11 protein-coding genes are annotated in these 15,933 nt (G+C 71.7%); 9 read left to right on the forward strand and 2 right to left on the reverse strand.

The window, feature by feature from the left end; translation table 11 throughout:
* The first annotated feature begins 112 nt into the window (after window positions 1-112).
* From ABZZ04_RS14040 to ABZZ04_RS14065, 6 genes are all read left to right on the forward strand, one after another.
* Entirely contained in the window at window positions 113-1,333 is a 1,221-nt protein-coding gene (locus ABZZ04_RS14040; RefSeq protein WP_356932445.1) for a peptidoglycan-binding protein, read from the forward strand.
* Window positions 1,330-2,553: a peptidoglycan-binding protein gene (locus ABZZ04_RS14045; RefSeq protein WP_356932446.1), complete on the forward strand. Its 1,224-nt coding sequence runs from the start codon at window positions 1,330-1,332 to the stop codon at window positions 2,551-2,553. The genes ABZZ04_RS14040 and ABZZ04_RS14045 overlap by 4 nt, the downstream gene beginning before the upstream one ends.
* A gap of 254 nt (window positions 2,554-2,807) precedes the next feature.
* Window positions 2,808-3,941: a CaiB/BaiF CoA-transferase family protein gene (locus ABZZ04_RS14050; RefSeq protein ID WP_356932555.1), complete on the forward strand. Its 1,134-nt coding sequence runs from the start codon at window positions 2,808-2,810 to the stop codon at window positions 3,939-3,941.
* 64 nt (window positions 3,942-4,005) lie between these two features.
* Window positions 4,006-5,148 (forward strand): acyl-CoA dehydrogenase family protein, encoded by a 1,143-nt coding sequence (locus tag ABZZ04_RS14055; protein ID WP_356932447.1) that lies wholly within the window; start codon window positions 4,006-4,008, stop codon window positions 5,146-5,148.
* 39 nt (window positions 5,149-5,187) lie between these two features.
* The gene (locus tag ABZZ04_RS14060) at window positions 5,188-6,402 is read left to right on the forward strand and encodes an acetyl-CoA C-acetyltransferase (protein WP_356932448.1); all 1,215 of its coding nucleotides are present in this window, start codon (window positions 5,188-5,190) and stop codon (window positions 6,400-6,402) included.
* 29 nt (window positions 6,403-6,431) lie between these two features.
* On the forward strand, window positions 6,432-8,603 hold the full coding sequence (locus ABZZ04_RS14065) for a 3-hydroxyacyl-CoA dehydrogenase NAD-binding domain-containing protein (protein ID WP_356932449.1): 2,172 nt from the start codon (window positions 6,432-6,434) through the stop codon (window positions 8,601-8,603).
* Between the two features lie 52 nt (window positions 8,604-8,655).
* On the opposite strand, the gene ABZZ04_RS14070 is transcribed toward ABZZ04_RS14065, so the two are convergent.
* Window positions 8,656-9,387 carry a MerR family transcriptional regulator gene (locus tag ABZZ04_RS14070; protein WP_356932450.1) on the reverse strand — a complete coding sequence of 244 codons (732 nt, stop codon included), beginning with the start codon at window positions 9,385-9,387 and terminating at the stop codon, window positions 8,656-8,658.
* 192 nt (window positions 9,388-9,579) lie between these two features.
* On the opposite strand from ABZZ04_RS14070, the gene ABZZ04_RS14075 reads away from it, so the two are divergent.
* Window positions 9,580-10,056, forward strand: a complete 477-nt coding sequence (locus tag ABZZ04_RS14075) for a macro domain-containing protein (RefSeq protein WP_356932451.1) — start codon at window positions 9,580-9,582, stop codon at window positions 10,054-10,056.
* 96 nt (window positions 10,057-10,152) lie between these two features.
* Here ABZZ04_RS14075 and ABZZ04_RS14080 read toward each other — a convergent pair whose 3' ends face one another.
* The gene (locus tag ABZZ04_RS14080) at window positions 10,153-11,442 is read right to left on the reverse strand and encodes a phosphatase PAP2 family protein (RefSeq protein ID WP_356932556.1); all 1,290 of its coding nucleotides are present in this window, start codon (window positions 11,440-11,442) and stop codon (window positions 10,153-10,155) included.
* A gap of 484 nt (window positions 11,443-11,926) precedes the next feature.
* Here ABZZ04_RS14080 and ABZZ04_RS14085 point away from each other — a divergent pair, with 484 nt between their 5' ends.
* Both ABZZ04_RS14085 and ABZZ04_RS14090 read left to right on the forward strand, forming a co-directional pair.
* Window positions 11,927-12,946 (forward strand): helix-turn-helix transcriptional regulator, encoded by a 1,020-nt coding sequence (locus ABZZ04_RS14085; RefSeq protein WP_356932452.1) that lies wholly within the window; start codon window positions 11,927-11,929, stop codon window positions 12,944-12,946.
* A gap of 158 nt (window positions 12,947-13,104) precedes the next feature.
* Window positions 13,105-15,780 (forward strand): M4 family metallopeptidase, encoded by a 2,676-nt coding sequence (locus tag ABZZ04_RS14090; RefSeq protein WP_356932453.1) that lies wholly within the window; start codon window positions 13,105-13,107, stop codon window positions 15,778-15,780.
* Window positions 15,781-15,933: the final 153 nt, after the last annotated feature.

Below are 15,933 nucleotides of genomic sequence, written 5' to 3' on the forward strand. Positions count from 1 at the left end.
CCCCGCGAACCCCACCCCGTTCCCACCCCTTCGAGGGGGTGCTCCTGCCTGCGCATTCGCGGCGGACGGGGACGCCGGGGCCCTTTCGCCCGAGGAACAAGGAGATCTGCGTATGCATCCGACATCACCCGTACGAGTGCGTGTCGCCCTGACCGGCACGGTCGTGGGAGCCGCCCTGGTCGCGCTGGGCGTGATCGCTCCCGCGGTCGAGGCCGCGCCGCCCTCGTCGTACGGGGTCACCGGCGTGGACACCAGCCACTACAACCACGAGAGGAAGGGGGCGGGGGACACACCGATCGACTGGAACCGGGTGGCCGCCTCGAACGGTTTCGCCTTCCTCAAGGCCACCCAAGGGGTCTCCGGCAAGGACGGCTGGTTCGCCCGGGACCACGCCGCCGCCTCCAGGACCTCGCTGCTGCGCGCCCCGTACCACTTCTTCCACCCCCGGAGCACGACCGACGGCGTGGCCCAGGCCCGGCACTTCGTCTCGACGGTCCGCGCCGCCGGCTACCGGGGCGGCCGGGAGGGCGAACTGCCGCCGGTGCTCGACGTGGAGAAGCTGCCCGCCAGGGGCGGCGGGGAGGTCTGCCCGAAGGCGTTGCGCGCCCCGCAGGTGCGGGCCTTCCTGAACGAGGTGAAGAAGGAGTTCGGGGTCACCCCGATCGTCTACACCCGGGCGTCCTTCGTGAAGGAGTGCATGGGCGGCAGGGGCGAGGTGTTCGCCGGGTACCCGCTGTGGCTCGCCCGGTACGGCAGCGGATCGGACGAACCGCACCAGGTGCCCGGCGCCGGGCGGTCCTGGACCTTCTGGCAGTACACCCAGGACGGGGCCGTGCCGGGCATCGACGGGCCGGTCGACCGCAATGTCTTCCGCGGCAGCCCGGCGGAACTGCGGGCGATGGCGAAGGGCGGCACCCCGCGGCCGGCCCACGACTTCCCGGTCCTGCGCTCCGGACAGCGCGGGGGCGAGGTGACCACCGCACAACTGCTGCTGGCCGCCAGGGGACACCGAGTCGCGGCGGACGGCGACTTCGGCCCCGCGACGGTCGCCGCGGTCAAGAGGTTCCAGCAGGACGCGGGTCTGAAGGCCGACGGCGTGATCGGCGAACGCACCTGGCGGGCGCTCGCACCGGAGCTCTCCTCCGGCGACCGGGGCAAGGCCGTCGAGGCGGCCCAGCGCCGACTGGCGGCCCACGGACACCGGGGCGCCACGGACGGGGTCTACGGCACCGGGACCGCCGAGGACGTCCGGGCCTTCCAGAAGGCGGCCGGCCTCCCCGCCGACGGCGTCGTCGGCGCGAAGACCTGGGCGGCCCTGCTCTCCCGCCCATGAGGCCGACCCACGGCACCACGCACGCCGGGCCCAGGACCGCCCGGGCCTCCCGAGCCGTCGCCCGGACCGCCCGCACCACCGACCGGCTCGTCCACGGCGCCGGGCGGACCGCCCGCACCACCCATCGACTCACCCGCACCGCCGACCGGAACACCGTCACCACTCGCACCGAGGAGTCATCCATGTCCACCATGTCCACGTTCTCCGTCCTCGCCCTTCCCCGTCGTACCGCCGCCCGGCTCGTCGCCGGAATCGTCGCCGTCGCCGCGCTGACTGGCCCCGCGGCCTCCCTCGCGACCGCGGGCGAGGCCCCGGCGGCCCGGACCGCCGCCGGACTCCGGACCGCCCCCGCGGCGGCCGACTGGCCGATTCTGCGGGCGGGCGGCAGGGGCACCTCCGTCACCGCCCTCCAGCACCTGCTGAACTCACGGGGACAGTCGCTGACGGTCGACGGCTCCTTCGGCCCGGCCACGACGGCCGCGGTGAAGGCGTTCCAGAAGGCGAACCGCCTCGCCGTGGACGGCATCGTGGGGGCCGGTACCTGGTCCCGGCTGGTCGCCACCCTGCGCGACGGCGCGAAGGGACCGGCCGTGAAGGCCGCGCAGACCCTGCTGAAGGCGCGCGGCCAGGCGGTGGCCGTCGACGGGGCGTTCACCGCCGAGGTGGCGGCGAAGGTCAGGGCGTTCCAGAAGTCGGCCGGTCTCACCGCCGACGGCGTCGTCGGCGCGAAGACCTGGGCGGCGCTGCTGAACGGCACCCCGTCCGGCGGTGACAGGGCGGCACTGGCCGAGCAGATCCTGGCCCAGAAGCAGATCGTCCTGGCCACCGTCCACCCGGGCGGCAAGCACGCCGGCTCGACAGCCCGGCAGAACATCCTCGACACGGCGAACGGCAAGGGGGCGCTCACCAGCCCGTGGGGCGACAAGCCCAACCGGCGGGTCGCCCTCGACCCGCGGATGCTGAACGGCCTGCTGAAGCTGCGCACCCAGTACGGCTACCGGATCTCCGTCTCCGAGATCGTCGGCGGCGACCACAGCGGCAACTCCAGGCACTACGCCGGAATCGCCTTCGACATCACGCACATCAACGGCCGGCACGTCGGCAGCGGCGCCCCGCACAAGCAGTTCATGGCGGCCTGCAAGAAGCTCGGCGCGCCGGAGGTCCTCGGGCCGGGCGACGCCGGACACGGCCGCCACGTGCACTGCGGCTGGTCCCGCTGACCCCGCCGCACGAACCGCGAACGGTGTCCGGCCGCCCCGTCGGGGGTGGCCGGACACCGGCATGCGTACGGGGAGAGCCCCGGACGCGGCGAACGGCGCGGGGGTCGTGGCGGTGAACGGCCGGGCGGGGATCGTGGGGGAGGATCCCGGAGGGAAGTACTAAGCGCTTGCTCGGCCCAAGGGGTTGTGCGGAGCGCGGTGCGTTCTTAGCATCATCGATGTTACATCAGTTGTGTCATACCGCTGGGGGCTTGATGGCAACGACAGGGCACGGCTCGCACGGTCCGTTGGCAGGGGTGCGGGTGGTCGAGCTGGCCGGCATCGGCCCCGGCCCGTTCGCCGCGATGCTCCTGGCCGACCTCGGCGCCGACGTCGTCCGGGTCGACCGGCCCGGGGGAGCGGGGCTCGGCATCGACCCCGCGTACGACCTCACCAACCGCAACAAGCGCTCCGTGCTCGTCGACCTCAAGGCCGAGGGCGGTGCCGACCGGGTGCTCGACCTGGCCGAACGCGCCGACATCCTGATCGAGGGGTACCGGCCGGGCGTCGCCGAACGCCTCGGCGTCGGCCCCGAGGCCGCGCTGGCCCGCAACCCGCGGCTCGTGTACGGGCGGATGACCGGCTGGGGCCAGGACGGTCCCCTCGCCGAACGGGCCGGGCACGACGTCTCCTACATCGCCCTCTCCGGCACGCTCTCCATGATCGGCAGGCCCGACGAGCCGCCCACCCTCCCGGCCAACCTCGTCGGCGACTACGCGGGCGGTTCGCTCTACCTCGTCGTCGGCGTCCTCGCCGCCCTCCAGCACGCCCGCACCCCCGGCGGCCGGGGCCAGGTCGTGGACGCGGCGATCGTCGACGGCGCCGCCCACCTCGCGACGATGATCCACGGCATGCTGGCGGCCGGCGGCTGGCAGGACCGGCGCGGCTCCAACCTGCTGGACGGCGGCTGCCCGTTCTACGGCTCGTACGAGACCGCCGACGGCCAGTACATGGCGGTCGGCCCGCTGGAGCAGCGGTTCTACGACGAGTTCGTCGAACTCCTCGGGATCGGGGACGAACTCCCGGACCGCGGGGACATCGCCCGCTGGGAGGAACTGCGCACGGCCGTCGCCGACCGGTTCCGGACCCGGACCCGCGAGCAGTGGACCGAGGTGTTCGAGGGAACGGACGCCTGCGTCGCCCCCGTGCTCTCGCTCCGCGAGGCGCCCCGCCACCCGCACCTCGCCGCCCGCTCCACCTTCGTCGAGCACGGCGGCCTCACCCAGCCCGCCCCCGCGCCGCGCTTCTCCGCCACCCCCGTCTCCGTACGCAGCGGGCCCGCGCGCCCAGGCGCGGACACCGAGGCCGTCGCCGCCGACTGGGGCGTGCCCGGTATCGCGGGGCCGTGACCCCCACCGGGCCCGACCGGCCCGGCCCACCCACCCCTTCAAGAACCGGCCCAGGAGGACCCCAGTGCAGCGGCAGATCTTCACCGAGGAGCACGAAGCGTTCCGCGAGACCGTGCGCACCTTTCTCGACAAGGAGGTCCTCCCGCACTACGAGCAGTGGGAGAAGGACGGCATCGTCTCGCGCGGGGCATGGCTCGCGGCCGGGCGGCAGGGGCTGCTCGGCCTCGCGGTGCCCGAGGAGCACGGGGGCGGCGGCAACACCGACTTCCGCTACAGTGCCGTCCTCGCCGAGGAGTTCACCCGGGCCGGCACCCCCGGCCTCGCGCTCGGCCTGCACAACGACATCATCGGCCCCTACCTCACCGGGCTGGGCACCGACGAGCAGAAGCGGCGCTGGCTGCCCGGGTTCTGCAGCGGCGAGACCATCACCGCCATCGCCATGACCGAACCCGGCGCGGGCTCCGACCTCCAGGGCATCCGCACCACCGCCGAGGACAAGGGCGACCACTGGCTGCTCAACGGCTCCAAGACCTTCATCTCCAACGGCATCCTCGCCGACCTGGTGATCGTGGTCGCCAGGACCACCCCCGAGGGCGGCGCCAAGGGACTGTCGCTGATCGTCGTCGAACGCGGCGCGGAGGGCTTCGAGCGCGGCCGCAACCTCGACAAGATCGGCCAGAAGTCCCAGGACACCGCCGAGCTGTTCTTCAACGACGTCCGCGTCCCCAAGGAGAACCTGCTCGGCGAACGGGACGGCGCCTTCATCCACCTCATGACCAACCTGGCGCAGGAACGGATGGGCATAGCGGTCGCCGGTATCGCCGCGGCCGAACACCTGCTGGAGATCACCACGCGGTACGTCAAGGAGCGCGAGGCGTTCGGCCGGCCGCTCGCCAAGCTCCAGCACGTCCGGTTCGAGATCGCCGAGATGGCCACCGAGTGCGCCGTCACCCGAACCTTCCTGGACCGCTGCATCGTCGACCACTCCGACGGCACCCTCGACGCCGTGCACGCCTCGATGGCCAAGTGGTGGGCCACCGAACTGCAGAAGCGCGTCGCCGACCGATGCCTCCAACTGCACGGCGGATACGGGTACATGGCGGAGTACCCGATCGCCAGGGCCTTCACCGACGGCCGCATCCAGACCATCTACGGCGGCACGACCGAGATCATGAAGGAGATCATCGGCCGTTCGCTGCTCGCCTGACCCACCCCCTTCGCACAACACCCCCGAAAGGCTGCTGACTTGAGCACCGAAGCGTACGTCTACGACGCGATCCGCACCCCGCGCGGTCGCGGCAAGGCCAACGGCGCCCTGCACGGCACCAAGCCGATCGACCTCGTCGTCGGCCTCATCCACGAGATCCGCAGCCGCTTCCCGGGGCTGGACCCGGCGGCCATCGACGACATCGTCCTCGGCGTGGTCAGCCCGCTCGGCGACCAGGGCTCCGACATCGCCCGGATCGCCGCCATCGCGGCCGGTCTCCCCGACACCGTCGCCGGCGTCCAGGAGAACCGCTTCTGTGCCTCCGGTCTGGAGGCCGTCAACCTGGCCGCGGCCAAGGTCCGTTCGGGGTGGGAGGACCTCGTCCTCGCGGGCGGTGTCGAGTCGATGTCCCGCGTCCCGATGGGCTCCGACGGCGGCGCCTGGGCGATGGACCCGATGACCAACTTCGAGACCGGCTTCGCCCCGCAGGGCGTCGGCGCCGACCTCATCGCCACCATCGAGGGCTTCTCCCGCCGCGACGTCGACGAGTTCGCCGCGCTCTCCCAGGAGCGCGCCGCCGAGGCGTGGAAGGAGGGCCGCTTCGCCCGCTCCGTGGTCCCCGTCAAGGACCGCAACGGCCTCGTCGTCCTCGACCACGACGAGCACATGCGCCCCGGCACCACCGCCGACTCGCTCGCCGCGCTCAAGCCGTCCTTCGCCACGATCGGCGAGATGGGCGGCTTCGACGCGGTGGCGCTGCAGAAGTACCACTGGGTCGAGAAGATCGACCACGTCCACCACGCGGGCAACTCCTCCGGCATCGTCGACGGCGCCGCCCTCGTCGCCATCGGCTCGAAGGAGATCGGCGAGCGCCACGGGCTCACCCCGCGCGCCCGGATCGTCTCCGCGGCCGTCTCCGGATCCGAGCCCACCATCATGCTCACCGGCCCCGCGCCCGCCACCCGCAAGGCCCTCGCCAAGGCCGGGCTGACCATCGACGACATCGACCTCGTCGAGATCAACGAGGCGTTCGCCGGCGTCGTCCTGCGCTTCGCCAGGGACATGGGGCTCTCCCTCGACAAGATCAACGTCAACGGCGGCGCCATCGCGCTCGGCCACCCGCTCGGCGCCACCGGCGCGATGATCATCGGCACCCTCATCGACGAACTGGAGCGCCGCGACCAGCGGTACGGCCTCGCCACCCTCTGCGTGGGCGGCGGCATGGGCATCGCCACCGTCATCGAGCGCGTCTGACCGTCCCCCGCCTACGGAGAAGAAGAACAATGACCGAGAGCACGACCATCCGCTGGGAACAGGACGAGACCGGCGTCGTCACCCTCGTACTCGACGACCCCGACCAGTCCGCCAACACGATGAACCAGGCCTTCAAGGACTCCATCGCGGCCGTCGCCGACCGCGCCGAGGCCGAGAAGGACTCCATCCGCGGCATCATCTACACCTCCGCCAAGAAGACCTTCTTCGCGGGCGGCGACCTCAAGGACATGATCAGGATCGGTCCGGAGAACGCGCAGCTCGCGTTCGACACCGGCACCGCCATCAAGAACTCGCTGCGCCGCATCGAGACCCTCGGCAAGCCCGTCGTCGCCGCCATCAACGGCGCGGCGCTCGGCGGCGGTTACGAGATCGCGCTCGCCGCCCACCACCGGATCGCCCTCGACGCCCCCGGCTCCCGGATCGGCCTGCCCGAGGTCACGCTCGGCCTGCTGCCCGCGGGCGGCGGCGTCACCCGCACCGTCCGCCTCATGGGCATCGCCGACGCGCTGCTGAAGGTCCTCCTCCAGGGCACCCAGTACACCCCGCGGCGCGCCCTGGAGAACGGCCTGGTCCACGAGGTCGCCGACACCCGCGAGGAGATGCTCGAGAAGGCCCGCGCCTTCATCGACGCCAACCCCGAGTCCCGGCAGCCCTGGGACGTCAAGGGCTACCGGATCCCCGGCGGCACCCCGTCCAACCCGAAGTTCGCCGCGAACCTGCCGGCCTTCCCGTCCAACCTGAAGAAGCAGATCGCGGGCGCCCCGATGCCCGCGCCCCGCAACATCCTGGCCGCCGCCGTCGAGGGCTCCCAGGTCGACTTCGAGACCGCGCTGACCATCGAGGCCCGCTACTTCACCGAGCTGGTCACCGGTCAGGTCGCGAAGAACATGATCCAGGCGTTCTTCTTCGACCTCCAGGCCGTCAACTCCGGCGCCAGCCGCCCCAAGGGCATCGAGGAGCGCCGGGTCACCAAGGTCGCCGTGCTCGGCGCCGGGATGATGGGCGCGGGCATCGCCTACTCCTGCGCACGGGCCGGCATCGAGGTCGTTCTCAAGGACGTCTCCGAGGAGGCCGCGGCCAAGGGCAAGGCGTACAGCGAGAAGCTGCTCGCCAAGGCGCTCTCCCGGGGCCGTACGACCGAGGCGAAGCGCGACGAGCTGCTGGCCCGCATCACCCCGACCGCGGACCCGGCCGCCCTGGCGGGCTGCGACGCCGTCATCGAGGCCGTCTTCGAGGACACCGCGCTCAAGCACAAGGTGTTCCAGGAGATCCAGGACGTCATCGAGCCGGACGCGCTGCTCTGCTCCAACACCTCGACCCTGCCCATCACCGTCCTCGCCGAGGGCGTCGAGCGCCCCGCCGACTTCATCGGGCTGCACTTCTTCTCGCCGGTCGACAAGATGCCGCTCGTCGAGATCATCAAGGGCGAGAAGACCGGCGACGAGGCCCTGGCCCGCGCCTTCGACCTGGTCCGCCGGATCAAGAAGACCCCGATCGTCGTCAACGACTCGCGCGGCTTCTTCACCTCCCGCGTCATCGGCCAGTTCATCAACGAGGGCGTCGCCATGGTCGGCGAGGGCGTGGAGCCCGCGTCGGTCGAGCAGGCCGCGGCGCAGTCCGGCTACCCGGCCAAGGTGCTCTCCCTGATGGACGAGCTGACCCTCACCCTGCCCCGCAAGATCCGCAACGAGACCCGCAAGGCCGTCGAGGAGGCCGGCGGCACCTGGCCCGGACACCCGGCGGACGAGGTCATCGACCGGATGGTCGACGAGTTCGGCCGGACCGGACGCAGCGGCGGCGCGGGCTTCTACGAGTACGACGAGAACGGCGGCCGCACCCGCCTCTGGCCCGGCCTGCGCGAGCACTTCGCGAAGCCGGACACGGACGTCCCCTTCGAGGACATGAAGGAACGGATGCTGTTCTCCGAGGCGCTGGACAGCGTCCGCTGCCTGGAGGAGAACGTCCTGACCTCCGTCGCGGACGCCAACATCGGCTCCATCATGGGCATCGGCTTCCCGCCGTGGACGGGCGGCGTGCTCCAGTACATCAACGGGTACGAGGGCGGCCTGCCCGGCTTCGTGGCCCGCGCCCGGCAGCTCGCGGAGCGCTACGGAGACCGCTTCCTGCCGCCCGCGCTGCTCGTGGAGAAGGCCGAGAAGGGCGAGACCTTCCACGACTGACCGCCAGGTCCGCGGCGGCCGGCACCCCGTGCGGGGCGCCGGCCGCCGCCGCTCACTCCGCGGTGAACGCGGCCCGCAACTCCTCCTTCAACGACCGCTGGAACGCGGTCACCAGCGCCTGGATCACCATCGGCTGCATATGGGCCGACAGCGACTTCATCGCCGCCACGTGCTCCGGGTCCGACTCCCGTTCCCGGTACGGCCCCCACACCTCGTCCCGGAACAGCCGGGTCAGCTCCTGGGCGGCGGCCCGGGAGTGCTCCAGCAGGACCGTGCGGGCGGCCAGGATCGTCTCGTGGGCGATCGGCACGCCGAGCAGCTCGACCCCGAGCCGCAGCAGCCCAGGGTCCACCCGGTAGCTGCCGTCGACCGGCTCCGCCCGCCCCAGCACCCCCATCGCGGCCAGCCGCGCGATGTCCTGCCCGCTCAGCGTCCGGCCCGCGCGCCGCTCCAGTTCCGTCCGGGTCACGTCCTCCGCCGTGTCCGGCGCCCAGGACGCGACCAGCGCGCGGTGGATCGCCAGGTCGTGCGCGCTCAGGTCCGGCGGCAGCTGCTCCAGGTAGCGCTCGATCGCCGCCAGCGTCATGCCCTGGTGCTGGAGCTCCTCGATGAGCGCGAGCCGGGACAGGTGTTCGTGCCCGTAGTGCCCGACCCGCCGCGGCCCGATCACCGGGGGCGGCAGCAGCCCCCGGGTGCTGTAGAAGCGCACGGTGCGTACGGTGACACCGGCACGTGCCGCAAGCTCGTCGACGGTGAGCGTCGGCTCCTCGGTCCCGGTCGCCATGTCTGCTCCTCGCGTCCCGACCCGGCGGCGGACTGCCGCGTCTGCGTCCATACAGGTGCAACAGTATTGCTGTCTCACCACTGTTGTGAAAGTGCTTCGTCCACGGTGCCGGCCACGCCGGTGGGTGCGACGGCGGGTGCGGTGGCCACGACCATGATCCCGGTTGTCAGTGGGGACACCTACCCTGAAGCCATGCGGGAGATCACATACGTACAGGGGGACGCCACCGCTCCACAGGGCAAGGGCGTCAAGGTCATCGTGCACGTCTGCAACGACCTGGGGGGCTGGGGGAAGGGCTTCGTCCTGGCCCTCTCGCGCCGCTGGCCCGAACCGGAGGCGGCGTACCGCCGCTGGCACCGGGAGCGCGCGGGCAACGACTTCGGCCTCGGCGCGGTGCAGTTCGTCCAGGTGGACCCGTACGTGTGGGTGGCCAACATGGTGGGCCAGCGCGGGATGCGCACCGGCAGCAAGGGGGTTCCGGTCCGCTACGAGGCGATCGACACGGGGCTGGGCGCGGTGGCCGACCGGGCGGTGGAGCTGGGCGCCTCGGTCCACATGCCGCGGATCGGGTGCGGCCTGGCCGGCGGGAAGTGGTCCCGGGTGGAGCCGCTGATAGCGGACCGGCTGCTGAGCCGGGACATACCGGTCACGGTGTACGACTTCGGCTGAGCACCGGACCGGGGCGTGTACACGGCGTCGGGGTCGGTCGCGGTGTGCGACCGGCCCCGACGGCAGTGATCACGGATGTCCCGGCGGGCCCTCGGCTCAGACCGGTTCGGGCTGCGGTTCCGGCTGCCGCACCGGTACGGGCTTCGGGTCCCACTGCCTGGTGGTCCGTACGTAGCCGTAGATCACCGAGCACATCGCCAGGACGAGGAGCGGCCCGAACAGCCACGGAGTCCCGGCCATTTCCACCGACAGGTAGCGGTACGACACCAGCATCGCGGTGAAGACCGCCGCGCCGTAGGCGACCAGCCGGGTTCCCGACCGGTCCCAGCCGCGCGCGTGCGAGCGCAGCGCCGCCTCGATGGTGAGGGTGAACACCACGCCGGCGACGAGGTCCGCGCCGTAGTGGTAACCGAATCCCAGCGTCGCGCCGAGCGTGGCGATCAGCCAGAACGTGCCCGCGATGCGCAGGACCCGCGGGCCCCTGCGGGTGTGGATGAAGATCGCGGTGGCCCACGCCGTGTGCAGGCTGGGCATGCAGTTGCGAGGGGTGAAGTTGTTGAACGGCATGTGCTGCGGGGTGCTGAGCGCCGGCAGCGTGTCCGGCCACAGGTCGGCCGTCGCCCACTGCCCGCCGTCGACGCCGTAGGCGAAGATCGGCCCGACCACCGGGAAGATCATGTAGATGCCCGGTCCGAGGAGCCCGATCACCAGGAAGGTGCGCACCAGGTGGTGGTTCGGGAAGCGGCGCTCGACAGCCACGTTGCGCAGCTGGTACAGCGAGGCGATGACCGCGGCCACCGCGAGCTGGACGTAGACGTAGTCGAGGACGTGGGTGCTGATCGGGGCGGTGGCCTCGACGATCCGACCCACCACCCACGACGGGTTGCCCAGCGCGTGATCGGCGGTCGCCACGTACTGGTCGAGCACCATCGGGCGGGTCTTCGACGTGATGAGCAGCCAGGTGTCACCGGTCTTGCGGCCGGTCACCAGCAGCAGCCCCAGCCCCACGCCCTTCAGCAGCAGGGTGCGTTCATTGCCCGTGCGGCGGGTGACGGCGATGACCGCACAGCCCAGGAGCACCCACAGCGCGCCGCTGCCGAAGGGGTGGCCCTCTTCACGGGGCACCAGGGCGTCGGACGACCACCGCACCAGGAAGATGACGAGGTCGATGCCGAGCGCGGTGCCGAGGGCGATGAACCGCTGCCGCCAGGGGAGCACCACCAGCATCAACGCCATGCTGGCGTACAGCAGGAAGCCGGATTTGGGGGCGAATATCACCTCCCGCGCCTGGTTGACGATCGGTCCCGGCAAGTCGTACTGACGCGCGGCCATCTCCAGCGCGATCAGGAATCCGAGGGCGATCACACCCGCCGCGGCCCACAGCATCACCCGTGGTCGACGCAACTCGGCGAACGGAATTGTGCGGTTTATTCGCGAAAACACCCGCGATGCTATAGGTATCAATTGTTTGGCCGATTTGTTAGATATGGGCGGACTCGGTCATTTTTCACGATGAATGGCATGGTTTTCCGGCGAAGGGTGGGGGATGGGGGCGATCGTCGTGAGTTCGAACATGCTAACGGAGGGGGTGCGGGGGGCTTTTGCTGGTCACGGCCGACGGCACCCGCCGGATAATCTGACCGCCGTCGGTGGACGGGCGGACGGAAAAGGGGTGGGCCGGGTGCCGGAGGGCAGGACGGTGTACGAGAGGCCGTCGTGGCGCGGCCGGTGCGCGGGGAGTTCGGGGGCCGTCGGCGCCGATGGCGCGAGCGGCGCCCCGCGCAATTCGCGCGGCGCGTTCCGGACCCGGCGGAACGGAGCCTGAGCACTGCACCCCGACCACCGGCCGCCGGACCCGATCGACGCGTCGTTGCTGACCCTGCTCGGCCTCGACGCGGAGGAGGACGCGGTCTACCGCCTGCTCGTGGACCGTCCCGACAGCGAACCGGGCGCGTTCGCGGGCCCGTTGGGCGGCCCCGCGGTCGCGCGCGCCCTCGACTCGCTCGTCGAGCGCGGACTCGCCAGCGCCGCACGGCCGGACGGCGACGGCGTCGTCCGCTACCGGGCCGCCTCGCCCGTCCTCGCGCTCGGCCCCCTCCTGGAGTCCCGGCGGGCCGCGCTGCACCGGGTCGAGTCGCTCGTCGGCGACCTCACCGAACGGCACCGCTCCGCGCAGAGCCACGCCTCGGGCGCCCCGGTGGAGGTGCTGTCCGGCCCGGCGGCGATCCGGCGCCGCCTGCTGACGATGCAGCGGCAGGCCAGGGGCGAGGTGTGCACCATGGTCCCGACCAGACGCGTGCCCCCGGTGCTCTCCTTCGCGGACAACCACGCGGAGGTGGACTCCGAGATGACCCGCCGCGGCGTGGCCGTGCGCAGCGTCGTCGAACGCGAATGGCTGGAGCGGCCGGAGACCGCGGCCGTGCTGGCCTCCTGCGTCGCCCAGGGCCAGCACGTCTCCGTCACGGACCGGCTGCCCATCAAGCTCGTCATCGTGGACCGCCGCATCGCGCTGCTGCCCCTGGACCCGGAGCGCGAGACCGAACCGGTGGCGCTCGTGGTGCACCGGACCGGGCTGCTCACCGCCCTCGGTTCGCTCTTCGACCTGCACTTCGAGAGGGGGTGGCGGCTGAACGCCTCGGGCGTCGTGGAGCGGGACGATTCCCCGGTCGCGGCGGTCGACCGGGAGATCGTCGCCCTGCTGCACGTCGGCCTGACGGACGCCGCCATCGCCCGTCAGCTGGGCATGGGCCACCGCACCGTGCAGCGGCGGCTGCACGCCCTGATGGACGAGGTGGGCGCCGCGACCCGCTTCCAGCTCGGCTGGTACGCGGCCCGCGCGGGATGGCTGGACGGGGAGAACGGCAACTCGGTTCCACCGCGGCGCCCCTGAGGCGTATTTACGCCACGGCACGTTCGCGCCAGCGCCATCTCTTGTTGGCGGAACCCCGCGTACCGAAACATCGACCCCGTCAACCGAAAGGGACGCTCGCGTTCCGCGGACAGCTGTGTGATGGGGAGGGCTCTGTGAGGAGAACGAGTATCCGGCGGATGCTGGCGACGAGTGTGGTCGCCGCCGCCACGGGATCGGCACTGCTGACCGCTCCGGCCTGGGCGGACGACGAACCCGCGCCCGCCACCACCGCCCCGGCGAGCGCGGTGCCGGTGGCCCCCGCGATGACCCGGGGACTGGACGGCTCGGCCCGCGAGGGCACCCCCGCCCAGGCCGCCCGCGCCCACATCGAGGCGCACAAGGACACGTACAAGGTCCCCGTCTCCGACCTGAGCACGGTGCGGACCACCAAGGACGGCAAGCAGTCCTCGGTGCGCTTCCGGCAGAAGCACGACGGCGTCCCGGTCTTCGGCGCCGAGTACGCGGTGCAGACCGAGGCGGCCGACGGCGGTCAGCGGATCACCTCCGCGACCGGCACGCTCTACACGGCCCTCACGGTCTCCACCACGCCGAAGGTGAGCGAGGCCATCGCGAGGCAGCGGATGTTCGCACTCGACCGCGGCCTGTCCGGCGTACGGGGCGCGAAGACCGAGGCACACGGCCTGTCCGTGCTGCCCGACGCCAAGGGCGGCAGGCTGGCCTGGCACTTCACCGTCACCGGCGGCAGGGCCGACGGCGGTCCGGTGCGCCAGGAGGTGTACGTCGACGCCCGCGTCGGCGGCATCGCCCTCTCGTACAACAACGTCGACGCGGCCGACGCCTCGCCCGCACGGGGCACGGGCGTCCGGGTCGACGGCACCGAGGCGGGGCTGGACGTCAACAAGGAGGCGGACGGCTCGTACACGCTGGTCGACTCCACGCGCGCCATGTACCCGGCCACCGGCGGCCAGATCCGCACGTACGACGCGCAGCGCAAGCAGTACACGGACGTCGCGGGCGGCCCGGTCGCCGACGACATCCCGCTGACCGCCTCGGCGAGCGACCGCTTCGACGGCGCCAACACCTCCTCGGGCGCGGTCGACGCCCACCTGAACGCGGCGAAGGTCTACGAGTACTACAAGGAGCAGATCGGCCGGGACGGCGTCGACGGCAAGGGCGGCACGATCCACTCCGTCGTCAACGTCGCCTCCAACGGCAAGGACTACGCCAACGCCTTCTGGGACGGCTCCAAGATGGTCTACGGCCACATGGACGGCGTGCCGCTCTCCGTCGGCCTGGACGTCGTCGGCCACGAGATGACGCACGGCGTCACCGAGCACTCCGCCGGGCTCGTCTACCTCAACCAGTCGGGCGCGCTCAACGAGGCGATATCCGACTACTTCGGCAACGCCATGGAGACCGCCGACAAGGGCGTCTCGATGAGCGACCCCACGTCCGGCCTCGTCGGGGAGTACCTCTGCAACGGCACCAAGCCGCTGGCGGAGTGTGCCCTGCGCGACCTGAACGACGGGCGCGACGCGCAGAAGGACTACCAGCCCATCACGCTCGACATCGACAACGGCGGGGTCCACTACAACTCCACCATCGTCGGCGGCGCGCTGTGGGACATGCGCAAGAACCTCGACAGCAAGCTCGCCGACCGGATCGTCTACCGGTCCGCGCAGAACTACCTCACCCCGCTGTCCGGCTTCACCGACATGCGCAACGCGGTCACCCTCGCCGCCAAGTCCCTGAACGTCCCGGCCGCCGACCTCGCCGCCATCGACAAGGCCTTCGACGACCACGGCATCGAGACCGGCTGGGAGAAGAAGGGCGGCACGCACGACGGCACCACCATCGGCGCCGACGTCCTGCCCGCGTACGAGGTGTACAGCGGGGTCGACGAGCAGGCCGCGCAGATCAACGGCGACGTCTACGCGATCGGCCACGGCGACGCCATCGCCTGGGACCAGGGCGGCGCGGCCTTCGGCATCACCGTGGGCCGCTTCGGCAAGGAGCCGACGCACGAGCTGGCCCAGAAGGACGCCTACCTGCTCGATCCGTCCCTGGACGACGACCGCATCGTCTTCACCCGGATCACCGCCGACGGCATCGGCATCTACCGGACCGGTCCCAAGGGCCAGGGCGCGATCAAGAAGCTGGTCGACCGCCCCGACGCGGACGAGACCGAGCCGGTGACCGGGAACGGCGCGCTCGCCTACATCAGCACCACCGCCGACGGCGAGCAGGACGTCATGCTCCGCAAGGCCGACGGCACCACCGTCAACGTGACCCCCGAGGCCGGTACCAAGGCCGCCCGCCTCGCGATGAAGAACGGCAGGATCGCCTGGGCCGGCGGCGACGGCACGTACGTCCATGTCCACGACATCGCGACAGGAACCACCCAGGTCAAGCGGATCGCGGGCTTCCTCTTCGACTACGTCTCGGACATCCAGCTCACCTCCGACCGGGTCTTCTGGCGCGAGACGGGCGGCTTCCTGATCCCGAGCTCGAAGCTCATGTCGGCCCCGCTCGACGACCTGTCGAAGGCGGCCAAGCTGCGCTACCCGTCGAGCGTGTACGGCGCCCAGTTCTCGGTCAACGACGAGTACTTCGCCTACTCCACGTACGACCTCTGGGGCGCCCTCGGCTCCTGGAGCGGCCCCGGCAAGGTGAAGGTCTCCAAGGTCGCCGACGTGCTCGCCGGCTTCGACGACTACACCCGGGTCTCCTGCTCCTCCGGCGCCCAGCTGGCCCCGTCGCTCGGTGACGGGCAGCGCATCGCCTGGCTGGACACCACCGCCGCGGCCACCGACGTGGTGACCCGCGCGACGTTCGCCGGCACCTGCGAGTAGTCCCGCACCGCACCGGCAACGAGGGGCGCGCACCGGACTCCGGTGCGCGCCCCGCCGTCCGTTCCTCCCGGGACACGAGGGCCCCGTGCACGCCCGTCCGGGACCGATCGCATACTGGATCACAGGGGGACGGGACGAGGAACCCCGCCCCAC

The organism is Streptomyces sp. NPDC006435, from assembly GCF_040612315.1.
Taxonomy (GTDB): domain Bacteria; phylum Actinomycetota; class Actinomycetes; order Streptomycetales; family Streptomycetaceae; genus Streptomyces.

Coding starts and splice junctions, on each gene's coding strand:
- ABZZ04_RS14065 (WP_356932449.1), top strand. CDS start 6,432: ATGACCGAGAGCACGACCATCCGCTGGGAACAGGACGAGACCGGCGTC.
- ABZZ04_RS14080 (WP_356932556.1), bottom strand. CDS start 11,442: ATGCTGTGGGCCGCGGCGGGTGTGATCGCCCTCGGATTCCTGATCGCG.
- ABZZ04_RS14075 (WP_356932451.1), top strand. CDS start 9,580: ATGCGGGAGATCACATACGTACAGGGGGACGCCACCGCTCCACAGGGC.
- ABZZ04_RS14070 (WP_356932450.1), bottom strand. CDS start 9,387: ATGGCGACCGGGACCGAGGAGCCGACGCTCACCGTCGACGAGCTTGCG.
- ABZZ04_RS14050 (WP_356932555.1), top strand. CDS start 2,808: ATGGCAACGACAGGGCACGGCTCGCACGGTCCGTTGGCAGGGGTGCGG.
- ABZZ04_RS14090 (WP_356932453.1), top strand. CDS start 13,105: ATGCTGGCGACGAGTGTGGTCGCCGCCGCCACGGGATCGGCACTGCTG.
- ABZZ04_RS14045 (WP_356932446.1), top strand. CDS start 1,330: ATGAGGCCGACCCACGGCACCACGCACGCCGGGCCCAGGACCGCCCGG.
- ABZZ04_RS14040 (WP_356932445.1), top strand. CDS start 113: ATGCATCCGACATCACCCGTACGAGTGCGTGTCGCCCTGACCGGCACG.